Origin of the sequence: Pontibacillus sp. HMF3514, from assembly GCF_009858175.1 — a bacterium.
Taxonomy (GTDB): domain Bacteria; phylum Bacillota; class Bacilli; order Bacillales; family BH030062; genus Pontibacillus.
This window is the reverse complement of the sequence record NZ_CP047393.1, coordinates 1,093,777-1,106,649: the sequence shown is the minus strand read 5'-3', so window position 1 is coordinate 1,106,649 and position 12,873 is coordinate 1,093,777. Positions and strand designations below refer to the sequence as shown.

Sequence of the window (12,873 nt, the reverse complement as noted above, 5' to 3'; positions counted from 1 at the left end):
GATCGTAGGAAGGCGGCTATTTATGCAAAAATGGAACAACATCTTCCCCAAAAACACTGGGGTTAGCTCTTATATATGGATTATCTTTTGCTTGCTCCCATTCTTGTTTATTTTCCGTTTATCATCGGCTAAAGAAATCATTTTTGGGATCGTCATGACTTTGTTATTTTTCCTATTCTTTAGGCTATCCTTTATTTCAAACAGCCGATTTATTTATGTATGGATTAGCTTAGAGATCGCCATTAGTCTGATCATGACACTCTTGTTCGGCTATATTTATTTCGCCCTCTTTTTAGCCTTTTTCATTGGTACGATTCAGCATAAAGGTGGATTTTTATCCTTATATATCGTTCATCTATCGACCACGATCATAGCAATTACGATTGTGCTTTTTACGAAAAATGAATCCTTATTCCCTCAATTACCTTTTATTATCATTAGTGTCATTGGGGTCGTGCTATTACCTTTTACCATTCGATACCGTCAAAAAGAACAAAGGCTGGAAGGAAAGTTAGAGAGTGCCAATCAGCGTATTTCACAATTGATGGTTTTGGAGGAACGTGAACGGATTGCGCGCGATCTTCATGACGTACTCGGCCATAAGCTATCTCTTATTGGGTTAAAGAGTGACCTAGCAGGCAAGTTGGTTCATGCTAAGCCCGATGCAGCGGCTAATGAAATTAAGGATATTCGCCAAACGGCAAGTACAGCCTTAAACGAAGTTCGAGAAATGGTATCCAACATGAAGGGGGTTCGACTGGAAGATGAAATCATTCGTGTTCAACAGATTATTGAAGCTGCGGATATGGAATTCCAGTTAGATGGAAGCACCAACCTTGAAAATACACCCTTATTGGTTGAAAACGTTTTGAGTATGTGCCTGAAGGAAGCTGCTACGAATGTTGTAAAGCACAGCCAGGCTACATGGTGTCGTATTACCATTGAACAGTCTCAGACAGAAGTAACCGTTCGAGTCGAGGACAATGGAAAAGGGATACCTGATCAAATTGATACCTATCAATCCCACGGTTTGCAGGGCATGCGCGAACGACTTGATTTTGTTAACGGAAGCATGGAGCTACACTCAAAGAATGGAACAACATTGAACCTTCGTGTACCAAATGTTATTCAACACACGAAACAGGAGGAATCGATATGATTCGTATTGTCATAGCTGAAGATCAACGCATGTTACTTGGAGCGCTTGGTTCCTTGCTTGATTTGGAAGAGGATATGGAAGTTGTGGGGCAAGCAACAAACGGAGAGGAAGCGACTAAATTAGTCAAAGAACTTCAGCCTGATATTTGCATTATGGATATTGAAATGCCGCTTAAAACAGGTCTAGATGCTGCTGAAGAGTTAAAGGATGAACCTTCTAAGATGATTATCCTCACGACATTTGCAAGAGCTGGCTATTTTGAACGTGCTCAAAAAGCTGGAGTCGCTGGGTATTTATTAAAAGATAGCCCCAGCGAGGAATTAGCCACTTCAATTCGAAAAATCATGGATGGACAGCGCATCTTTTCACCTGAATTAGTCGACTTGGCGTTTAGCCCCCAGAACCCTTTAACCGAACGTGAAAGAGAAGTCATGCAACTCGTAGCAGATGGCAAAAATACGAAAGACATCTCGAATGAGCTTTATATTACTCCCGGTACGGTTCGGAACTATATATCAGTTATTTTGGAAAAGCTTGAAGTCAGCAATCGGATCGAAGCGATTACGCGGTTTAAGGAGAAGGGTTGGTTTAAGTAATAGAAATCAATGATTCTTTATAGTCTGTTGCCTCAAGGGACAGACTTTTTTTAAATAACTTTTACTTTTTCTCTTATTTTTCGGAACGCCCCCTTTTAATCATGAAACTTTTCGGGAATCAAACCCGTACTATAGTTAAAAAGGGAGGAATGTTGATGAAGAAACTACTTGCCAGTGTTGCTTTAACGCTTGTTTTAACAGGCTGTTCTTTAGGAGAAGTGAATGACTCTATAGATTATGTAATTGATGCTAAGAACCATATAAATCAGTTAAAGGAATATGCTGAAGGTGCCCCAGATCGATATAAAGAAGCTACCAAAGATCCTGCAGCTAAAGAAAAATTAGCAAATGAATTAAAATCACTTAAGGATGATATCAACGCATTTAATAATATAGACGCCCCAACCATTGCAGAAGACTTACATCAAAACATAGTAAGCAAAAACGAACAGATATTAGCAGAAATTAATGGTTTATTCGATAACGGTCAGCTCACTCTTGATAAGGTTCAGGACTCCCAACTCATTCAAACGATTCGAAATACATCAGAGTTCATGAATAAGCTTGAGAACCTAAATCAGTAGGTGCCTGTCACGCCCTGGTTTTTGTCGAATATGAGATCGTGCATAAAAAGGCATCGCCAGCTGGCAATGCCTTTTCGTTATTTTTCCTTCTGTTGAATCTTGCCGATCCCCAGTTCTTTTCCTTCTTTGTAAACGGACTTCACGAAACTAATACACATCAAGAACATGATGACCGAGAACGGTAACGCCGCTATGATCATGGTATTTTGTAAAGCTTGTAGCCCTCCTGTATAGAGAAGCGCTAGCGCTGTAGCTGAAAGCAGTACGCCCCATGTCAATTTGATCGTTTGGCCCGGGTCCCCTGTTCCGCCTGTTGTCATTAAACCCAAGACGAATGTTCCGGAATCGGCGGATGTGATAAAGAATGTACTAATGAGCAAAATGGCTACAATGGAAGCAACCATCCCTAGTGGGAATTCCGAGAATACACCAAATAGCGACTCCTCCGTTGCAAGTTTTGAAATCTCTGCAACACCTGTGTGTTCAAGATGAATCGCTGTACCTCCAAACGTTGCGAACCATAGGAAACCTACAATCGATGGAACGATCAAAACCGTGAAGACAAATTCACGTATGGAGCGTCCTTTTGACACACGAGCAATAAAGATCCCTACAAACGGAGACCATGCAATCCACCAAGCCCAGTAGAAGATCGTCCATGATTTAATCCACTCACGCGTTTCTTCATTCAACGGCGCAATACGGAAACTCATCTGCGGTAAGTTTTGAATATACGAGCCAATGGAGTTAGTAAATAGGTTTAAAATGAATAATGTTGGCCCCAAAATGAAAATGAGAAGAAAAAGAATACCTGCCAATCCCATGTTAGCATTACTCAAAATTTTGATCCCTTTCCCTAATCCCGTCCAGGCAGAGATCATGAATAGAACTGTTACAATAACAATTATGATTAATTGCATGAAAAAGTTACTTGGTATATCGAATAAATATGCCAAGCCACCATTGATTTGAACAGCGCCAAAACCAAGGGTCGTCGCAACCCCAATAACAGTCGCGATAACAGCGAAAATATCGATCACTTTCCCTGTCGTTCCTCTTGCTGCATCGCCAAGAACAGGTTCCAACGTTGCACTGATGAGGCCAGGCTTATCATGTCTGTAGTTAAAATAAGCTAAAACGAGTGCTACGATCCCATAAATCCCCCAAGCGTGGATCCCCCAGTGAAAATATGTGAAACGCAGTGCGTCTTTTATAGCTTGATCGGTTCCTGTTTCTTGTGTCGGAGAACTAACAGCGTAGTGGCTGATCGGTTCAGCCGTTCCCCAGAACACTAGCCCGATTCCCATCCCTGCACTAAAAAGCATAGCAATCCAGGTTGGTCTGGAGAATTCAGGTTTTTCCCCTTGCTTTCCTAGTTTGATTTTACCAAGTGGAGTGAGTAAAAATACTAAGGCAACAAGGACAAAGAATGTAACGATAATAAGGTAGTACCAGCCCAGCTTACTCGCAATAAACTCTTGCACGTTCGTGGTGATGTTCTCTAACCCTTTAGGCCACACAACCCCGAAAATAACCAGTACCAACATAATCCCTGCTGATATTTTAAATACAGTAGAGAATTTATTAAGCATGACGTAAAACTCCTTTCTGCAGGCATGGTTAACCTGAGCGTTCATGATGATTTTATTATCCTTTAGAAGGTGTGGTTTTATGCGTTGACTGTTTTTTAGTAGAAAGGAGATTTGAGGTTGGGTTTCAGGCGATCAGTTCCAGAATTCAGGCGGTTATCTTGATTTGCAGGCGCATTTTGCTAGGGTTCAGGCGATACTTACAATTTACAGGCGGTTAGTGCCAGGATGCGGGCGGTTTTAGCTAGAATTACGGCGATAAGTTCAATTTCCGAGCGCATGCGCTATACACAAAAAACCTGCTCCCCAAATATGGAGAGCAGGCATGTGCATTAACTATGATCTTTTTCACGATCTTCCTTCTTCCAAAGTTCACCTGGCCAGAATGAGTATTTTCCAAGGACAGTTGTAATCGCTGGTACGAGTAATGGACGCACGACGAAGGTATCAAGTAGGACACCAATCGCTGTAACGATACCGAATTGGACAAGTACCTGAATCGGCATCACGGCTAATACAAGGAATGTTCCAGCTAAAATTAATCCGGCTGATGTGATAACGCTGCTTGTTTCTCCTACACCTTCTGCGATGGCCTGTTTTAAAGGCATGTGTTTTCGATTTTTCCAAATGCTTGAGATCATAAAGATGTTGTAATCTCCACCAAGCGCCACTAAGAACACGAACGCATATAGTGGTATGAGTCCCTGCATCGCTTCGGCTCCTAAACCATAGTGAATGATGAGCCATCCAAGCCCTAATGCAGAGAAGAATGACAGCACTACTGTAATCAGAAGGTACGCCATGGCCACTATGGAGCGTAAATAAATCAGGAGTAATGTTGCGATAATAAGCAACACAACTGGAATAATCAGCTGCTGATCTCGGTTGGTGATATTTTGGGTATCATAGAGCGTTGCTGTCTCTCCACCGATCCAGACCTGATCACTCGCATTTTCTACTCCAGCTTCAGCCAGCGCATCTTCAGCAGTTTCCTTTAAGGTAGGAACTCTAGCAATAGCTTCTTCCTCATAAGGGTTCAAGGATAGCGTCACCACATATTGGAGCATCTCCTTGTTTTCTTTGCCCTCTCTCGGTTCACTTACACTTTCAACAAAATCTAATTCAGTTAATTGCTCTTTTACATCGACCTCTTCCCCTTCAGTATCGATGATCACATTTGTTGGAGCAATTTCACCTGCAGGATAATGCTCACTAATTATTGTGAACCCTTCACGTGAAGGCATATCTTCTGGGAAGGATCCTAACACACCGTAAGAATAATCGATTCGCGGTACAAGAGCGGCCAATCCACCTAGAACAATGAGTGTAACGACAATGATCGGAACAGGCTTTTCCGTAACCAATCGTCCGGCTGCTTTGCTGAATCGACTTCTTGTATTTCCTTTGCGGACGCGCTTCCCTTTCTTTTTCTCAAGCTCTTCAACCATTTTGTCTGTTCTCGGGATAAAAGGAAAGAAAGCTGTTCTACCAAGTACAGCTAAAAGAGCAGGCAAAATGGTAACAACAGCTACCGCCATCATGACGATCGCTAGACTAAATGGTACAGCAAATCGATCGTATGAAGCGTACTGTGCTAAAGATAATGTTAATAAACCCAGTGCCGTGGTAGCTGCTGACATCAAAATAGCTCCGCCTGAGTTAGCGATTGCTAGATGGAGCGCCTTATATTTATTCGGCTCAAGCTGCAGTTCATCACGATATCTTGATACGAGGAATAGACAGTAATCTGTTCCAGCACCAAATAAAAGTACAGTCATGATAGAGATGGCTTGCGAATCGACCACAATCCATCCGTTACTCGCCATAAATCCAAGCATCGGTGAAATCAATCCATATGCAAAACCAACACCGATTAATGGCACTACCGCTAAAATTGGTGAACGATATAAAACGATTAATAAAACCAACACAAGTAAAACTGTTGCCAGTAATAATGTCAGGTCTGCCTGGCTAAATAATTCCGTAGCATCTGTTTGAATTCCAACAGGCCCAGTCATTCTTACATGCAAGCCATCCTCCGATAGATTCGTATCAAACGGGTTTTTCCCAACTTTTTCGGTTATGATTTTTTTCAAGTTTTGTAGAGATTTTTGTAGCTCTTCTGTTGAAGCATCTTCTTTAAAAAATACAGGTGTCGTAAGAGCCTTCCCATCCTCTGAAGCAGATTCCAATAATGCTGCCACAGGAATTTTGGCAAAGCTCGGCACCTTCGATTGATACTCTACAGGATTACTTTCAAGCTCTTGATAAACGGATTGAATCTCTTTGATATCCGCTTCTTCCAAGCCTTCATCTTGGTACCACACAAGTAACAATGGAACACCAGATTCATTCGGAAACTCTTCCTCCGCTAACTTGGCTGCTTCATTAGACATCGCCTCATCTGGCAACAAATTATTAGAATTTGTTTCTTCATTATTTACTTGTGGCCAAATCGACGACACCATGCCAACCAAAAGGATCCAAATGACAATAGTAACCCATCTTGTCTTAGACCCTGCAACGATTTTTCCTAATTTATTTAAAACATTCATGTAAGTATTTCCCTCCCCCTTTTTATCTGATATTAATTATATATACTGGTTAGTTAATTTTCAATGATTACTATATCCTCGATGTGTTGATGTGGTACACTTAGAAAAGTGGAAGCGCCCGTTTAGCAACGAAGGGACTGGACTGAGCCCGTAGTACGATAAAGGAAACACAAATTGTGAAGCAATTTGATGTTGACTTATCGTACGGAGGCGAGGGAAGTCCCTTCGTTGCTGGTCGCTGGAGCTAGACATCTAAGAACCGCCTTCTTTACTCTTTAAAAATGAACAACTCACAAGGAGAGACCCATATTGAAAGCGAAAAGCAATCGCTCGCCTGGGCGACCACGGCAAAATGAAAAGAAACAACCTACAAATGAAATGATACTTCAATCAGCTGCACAGCTGTTTTTAGAAAATGGATACCAAGAAGTTTCGGTCGATGATGTTGCAGATCATTGCAATGTGACAAAGGCGACGGTTTACTACTATTTTGGAAGTAAAGGTGATCTCTTCACCGAAACTATGGTTCAAATGATGCTTCGCATTCGCGAGCAAATGGATACAATACTACAAGCTAAAAAGCCTCTAAAGGATCGCCTCTATGACGTATCAATGGCTCACCTTTCAGCAGTGGGCGATATGGATATGGATGGCTTCACGCGCGAAATGAAAAATGCTCTTTCAGCGGAACAAATGAAAAAGGTACAGCAAGCTGAGGAAAATATGTACGAAGCTCTGGAAGAAGCATTTAACGAAGCAATTGATAAAGGCGAAATTCGAGAGGTTCACACGAAGTTCGTCGCACATAGCTTTATTTCATTGTTAAAAGCTGGGCATTATCACGATGCCAACGGAAATACGATATTTGACTCGACTGAAAAAGCCGCCAAACATATTATTGATCTATTTTGGAACGGACTTGTGGAATGATGAGCCTGTGCCCGCTGGGGTGCAGGTTTTTTATTTGAGCTGGGATGGTGGGTTCAGGCGGTTTGGGATGGTGGTTCGGGCGATTTGGGATGGAATTCGGGCGGTGGATTGAGCTATTCAGGCGATCTTACTTAGGATTCAGGCGTTGGATAGACTTTTGCAGGCGATCCCGACAAACTTTCAGGCGGTGGAACAGCATTTTCAGGCGATCCTGCGTAATTTCCAAGCGATCTACTTCGATCATAATTTGGCGGGGAACGATCAAAAAATTATATATGCGCTCATAATTCTTACCAGCCGCTCATATTTCATCTGCCGCACTCACAAATGCCTAAAAGTAATCATAAAAACAAAAATCCGATCATAATTCAAGTGCATCCGCTCAAAAGGTAACTCCCCCACTGCATTAAAAGTGCCTGACCCCCACCGCTTTAAAGTAGTGGGGTCAGGCACCTAGATCTTATTCATCATTCGAAGTCCCTGGAATCACACAGCCTTCTGGGCCACAAATCATGTCCCCTTTTTGCTGTGCTTCCGCTTCTTTTTCTTGTTTTAATTGATTTTGTTGCCATTCAATATCAATTGTAGGTGAAAACTTTTCTGGGTAACGAATGTACCATCGTTGTTTTCGAATCAGGAAGTTTTCTGTATCAAGGAGTAAGGCTTCATCTAATTCTTTCAGTGCCTCATCCTTCTTCCCATTGTTGTAGTATTCCATGCCCAATTTGAACTTGGTTTGAGCGAGTTGCTTTTCCATGTTCGTAGATGATTCGGCTGGATTATAGTAGGTATCATCGAATTCAACTTTTTCGACCTCTCCAAAAATGAGCTTGCGAACCGCTTCGACATGGTCATCATCGTCCACCTTAAATCCTTGTTTAAGAAGACGAATCGTACCTTCCTTATCGATAAAGATCCCGTTCGGAACAATTTTAAACCCAAACATATTTGCGAACTTGTTCTCTGAATCGATAACCGTCTTAAACGTCGTATCTTCTACATACGGCTTTACAACCTCTGCCCCTTGAATATCAACGGAAACAGATAGAATCTCAAATCCTTCATCTTTGTACTTCTCATATACTTGCTGCCATCCAGGCAACTGCTGGCGGCATCGTCACCAGGACGCCCACATGAAAATTAACGTGTTTTTTCCACGAAAATCATCAGTGGAGACTGTATTACCATCTAAATCAAGAAGTTCAACGTTCTCAAGTTTTTGTAATAACAAAGTATCCCACCTTTCACCTTTAGTTTACTTCTGGATGGGACTGAAACACAAATAAGGTGCCTGACCCCCACTGCTTTAAAGTTGTGGAGTCGGGCACAAAAAAGCAAGGTGCATGGAATACATACACCTTGCTCTCGGTTGAGGTAGGTCTTTCCAACTTTCGAGTCGCTAACTTGTGAAAAACGTTAAATGTCGATCACAAACACCTCATTTGGCATGAGTATTTTAGTGTACTCTGGGGTCGTTCATTGAATAGCCTGCTGTAGACACCTCATTTTCAATTGATTGAAAACTCATTTTCTAAAGCAAAGCAATCGTGTTCAACTTAGACACCTCATCTCAGTTGATCAGTGTGTTCCCTACCTCACTAACTAGATTGTCCTGAACTCGTTAGGTTTATGTAAGATATTTTGCTTATTTCGAAACTTTTCACGCTTGCTGAGAGTGCCTTGCTTAAGAGCGGGTGCGCACTGGATACGAGCGCTTTTCTTGAATTATGAGCGGGTACACGAGCGCCTATTGTGATTTATGAGCGGGTGCGGACCAAATGCGAGCATCCACCCTGATTTATGAGCGGGTTCGCTTCAAATGCGAGCGCCCACCCTGATTTAGCACACTCCCCCTCCACCATTTGACCGTTTTTGACAGATCATCAAAAACATTTTTGATTATATTTGATCGTTTATGAAATTTTATGATTGATTTCTGAAAACGCTTACGTTAGAATTTAAATAAGGTTGATCTAGGAGGTTGGTCGCATGTTAACCCCAGAGCGTCATCAAATTATTCTAAATGTCTTAAATGAAAAACAAACCGTAAAAATTCAAGAGCTTGTGGAGGCTACTTCCTCATCTGAATCCACGATCCGCAGAGATTTGAGCCAGCTTGAGGATCAACATCTCTTGAGACGTGTTCATGGTGGTGCTTCGATTCTTCATCAAACGAGCGAGGAGCCGAGCATTGTTGAGAAATCAACCAAAAACCTTCAAGAGAAACAACAAATAGCCAAGCACGCAGCTAATCTTGTTCGTGAAGGGGATTGCATCTTTCTTGATGCAGGGACTACAACGCTTGAGATGATCCCTTTTCTAAAAGACAAATCCATTACCGTTGTCACGAATGGGCTTAGTCATCTCAACGCATTAAGTGAACACGGTATGACAGCTTATGTCACGGGTGGATACATCAAACATAAAACCGGTGCTCTTATCGGTAACGCAGCTCAGCTGAGTCTGGGAGGGTATTATTTTGACCTTGCTTTTCTCGGAACGAACGGTGTTGACCTGTCTGCAGGATACACAACGCCTGATCCTGAAGAGGCTGGTCTAAAACGAACGGCACTCCAGCAAGCGGAAAATGCTTATATTTTGGCGGATGGTTCGAAGTTTAATGAAATTACCTTCACCAAAATTGCTGACATTCATGAGGCGCACATCATTACTGACCATAGTGGCTCTACACTATCAGAGCCCTATCAGGAGAAAACCATGATTCAAGTTGTTTCATCATAAGCACTTTATTGAAAGCGTTTGCTATTTTTTTCATTCATTCCTAATGTGCTTATGAAGATCCATAGATAAGATTTGCAATAAGGGGAGGTTTTGCAAGTGAAAATTACTGATTTATTAAAAAAAGACACCATTGCACTTGATCTGGATGCCCGCTCCAAAAGTGACGTGATTGATGGGCTTGTGAACAAACTTGATCAAGCAGGTCGTCTAAACAATGCGAGCGAATTCAAGAAAGCTATTGAAGAACGTGAAGAGCAGAGTTCAACGGGAATTGGTGAAGGGATTGCCATTCCTCACGCCAAAACTTCTGCAGTAAATGAGCCAGCGATTGCATTTGGTCGCACGCCATCTGGTGTTGATTACAACTCATTAGACGGCCAGCCCGCTAATCTCTTTTTCATGATTGCTGCTTCAGAAGGAGCAAACCAAACGCACTTAGATACACTATCTAAGCTCTCCACCCTTCTAATGGATGAAGGGTTTCGAAAAGAATTAGAACAGGCTCGTACGGAAGATGATGTGATTGAAGCCATCAACCGTAAAGAGCAAGAAGAACACGAAGATGATACACCAGAAGATAGTGATCAATTTATTATCGGCGTAACTGGTTGCCCAACAGGTATTGCTCACACATACATGGCAGCGGATAAATTGAAGGAAGCTGCAAAAGAAAAAGGCGTTGGGATTAAAGTTGAAACGAATGGTTCTGGCGGAGTCAAAAACATCCCTACAAAAGAGGAAATTGAAAAAGCTGATGCCATTATCGTTGCTTCTGATGTTGATGTAGAAATGGATCGATTCCAAGGTAAGCCTGTGATCCAAACAACTGTCGGAAAAGGCATTCATGAATCAACATCGCTAATTGAACGTGCGATGAAAAAGGATGCGCCGATTTATCAAGGTCGCGGTCAAAGCAGCAGTGAAGACAGTGGCGGCGGTGAGGAACGTACTGGTTTTTATAAACACTTAATGAATGGTGTTTCCAACATGCTTCCGCTTGTTGTAGGTGGCGGTATCCTCATTGCAATTTCCTTTATTTTCGGGATCAAAGCAGCAAATCCAGACCATGAATCGCACAACATTTTTGCTGAATGGTTGATGAACATTGGTGGTGGAACAGCATTTGCACTAATGATTCCTGTTCTAGCTGGTTTCATCGCACAAAGTATAGCCGGACGTCCTGGTCTTGCACCTGGTTTAGTCGGTGGTATGCTCGCCTCTAGCGGTGGTTCTGGTTTCCTTGGTGGTTTAATTGCTGGTTTCTTAGCAGGTTATTTAGTTGAAGGAATTAAGAAGATGTTCGGTGGTTTACCTCAATCATTAGAAGGGTTGAAGCCGGTCCTTATCTATCCTTTACTCGGTATCTTTTCTACTGGCTTGATTATGATCTTAATTAACTCTCCATTAAGTGCCATCATGGATGGTCTAACAGGTTGGCTTGAAGGTTTAGGGGAAACAAACCTTATTCTCGTTGGTCTTGTACTTGGCGGTATGATGGCTGTGGATATGGGTGGACCAATTAACAAAGCGGCTTACACATTCGGCCTTGCGATGATTGATGCAGAAAACTATGCCCCGATCGCAGCTATTATGGCTGGCGGTATGACACCTCCACTAGGCTTAGCAATTGCAACAACCATGTTCAAAAGTAAATTCACAAAGCAAGAGCAAGAAGCAGGTAAAACAGCTTACGTAATGGGAGCATCCTTCATTACAGAAGGCGCTATTCCATTCGCCGCAGCTGACCCTGCACGTGTCATCCCTTCCATTATTACAGGCTCAGCTCTAGCAGGTGCCCTAACGATGCTATTCGGCATCACACTTCGCGCACCACACGGCGGTGTCTTCGTCGCTGGCCTTGTAAACGGAAACGTACCACTAGCACCTCTCTTCTATCTGTTAGCCATTCTAGCAGGTGCATTTGTGACTGCGATTATGGTTGGATCGTTGAAGAAGAAAATTCAATAAATACAAAAACAGCATCGGATTCTGCTGGAATTCGATGCTGTTTTGAAATGAACGGACCTCCTTATTCTTCCGATAAAACATGAGGATGAGTGTTTTTCTCAAGTTGAGCCTCCTTATAATATCTAATTTCTCCAGTACATTTTTGTTCCATTATTTCGCACCATTGAGTTGTTTGGTACTTGTTTAACAACTAGAAAAACATAAAGTAAGTCTACAGAAGATGCAGCTGCGTTAAGTAGTATTAAAAATTTCATGGTTGATGTTAAGAGGCCTATCATACTTAGTAAAACCGGCAATATCATCGAGATTATTACAAATGGAGCAAGTGTGATGACTAAATACCTTGTTTTTGAGAATTTCTCTTCTGAAAGCACGTATCCCCCAAAATACGTTAATCCCATAAACGTTTTATTTGAGCTTAAGAAGTTAGGCACGAAAACCAAATGAAGGATTTCATGAAACATTAAAAGAATGACAATCCATAACAAAATTCCTAAATGAATGGTGAAGGATAAAGAAACAGCTGTAAGACCAAATTCCTCCCATGACAGACCTGAAACTATATTTATGATAACAAGAGAAATAAGTGTTGAGATAAACATTAATGGTATGGAAAGAAGAATGGCTGTTATGAGATTCTTAGGTTCTTTCATGGGAACCCATCCACTATCCATTAAAGCTATATGTAAACGGTCGTTCGTTTCTGGCATTTTACTCTGAATCTTCATTTCATTCCCCATTTCTTAATGA

General features: G+C 41.8%; 10 protein-coding genes. 6 read left to right on the top strand and 4 right to left on the bottom strand.

Annotated elements, in window-relative coordinates:
- Positions 1-22: 22 nt before the first annotated feature.
- The 3 genes from GS400_RS05790 to GS400_RS05780 all read left to right on the top strand — a co-directional run bounded on the left by GS400_RS05790 (position 23) and on the right by GS400_RS05780 (position 2,339).
- Positions 23-1,159, top strand: a complete 1,137-nt coding sequence (locus GS400_RS05790; RefSeq protein ID WP_160099877.1) for a sensor histidine kinase — start codon at positions 23-25, stop codon at positions 1,157-1,159.
- Complete coding sequence (locus tag GS400_RS05785) at positions 1,156-1,755, top strand: response regulator transcription factor (RefSeq protein WP_160099875.1); 600 nt, start codon at positions 1,156-1,158, stop codon at positions 1,753-1,755. Before GS400_RS05790 ends, GS400_RS05785 begins: the two co-directional genes overlap by 4 nt.
- A 155-nt stretch (positions 1,756-1,910) precedes the next feature.
- A complete protein-coding gene (locus GS400_RS05780) occupies positions 1,911-2,339 on the top strand; it encodes a DUF6376 family protein (RefSeq protein WP_160099874.1) in 429 nt (142 codons plus the stop codon).
- 77 nt (positions 2,340-2,416) lie between these two features.
- On the opposite strand, the gene GS400_RS05775 is transcribed toward GS400_RS05780, so the two are convergent.
- A complete protein-coding gene (locus GS400_RS05775) occupies positions 2,417-3,931 on the bottom strand; it encodes a glycine betaine uptake BCCT transporter (RefSeq protein WP_160099872.1) in 1,515 nt (504 codons plus the stop codon).
- A gap of 329 nt (positions 3,932-4,260) precedes the next feature.
- A complete protein-coding gene (locus tag GS400_RS05770) occupies positions 4,261-6,483 on the bottom strand; it encodes an MMPL family transporter (protein WP_160099870.1) in 2,223 nt (740 codons plus the stop codon).
- A 309-nt stretch (positions 6,484-6,792) separates the two neighbouring features.
- Between GS400_RS05770 and GS400_RS05765 the strand changes: the two genes are divergently transcribed.
- Positions 6,793-7,413, top strand: a complete 621-nt coding sequence (locus GS400_RS05765; RefSeq protein WP_236561163.1) for a TetR/AcrR family transcriptional regulator — start codon at positions 6,793-6,795, stop codon at positions 7,411-7,413.
- A gap of 460 nt (positions 7,414-7,873) precedes the next feature.
- On the opposite strand, the gene GS400_RS05760 is transcribed toward GS400_RS05765, so the two are convergent.
- Complete coding sequence (locus tag GS400_RS05760; protein ID WP_160099868.1) at positions 7,874-8,515, bottom strand: redoxin domain-containing protein; 642 nt, start codon at positions 8,513-8,515, stop codon at positions 7,874-7,876.
- A gap of 887 nt (positions 8,516-9,402) precedes the next feature.
- Between GS400_RS05760 and GS400_RS05755 the strand changes: the two genes are divergently transcribed.
- Positions 9,403-10,155, top strand: coding sequence for a DeoR/GlpR family DNA-binding transcription regulator (locus GS400_RS05755; RefSeq protein ID WP_160099866.1), 753 nt, complete (start codon positions 9,403-9,405; stop codon positions 10,153-10,155).
- 96 nt (positions 10,156-10,251) lie between these two features.
- On the top strand, positions 10,252-12,123 hold the full coding sequence (locus tag GS400_RS05750; RefSeq protein WP_160099864.1) for a PTS fructose transporter subunit IIABC: 1,872 nt from the start codon (positions 10,252-10,254) through the stop codon (positions 12,121-12,123).
- 122 nt (positions 12,124-12,245) lie between these two features.
- On the opposite strand, the gene GS400_RS05745 is transcribed toward GS400_RS05750, so the two are convergent.
- Entirely contained in the window at positions 12,246-12,851 is a 606-nt protein-coding gene (locus GS400_RS05745; protein ID WP_160099862.1) for a DUF3267 domain-containing protein, read from the bottom strand.
- Positions 12,852-12,873: the final 22 nt, after the last annotated feature.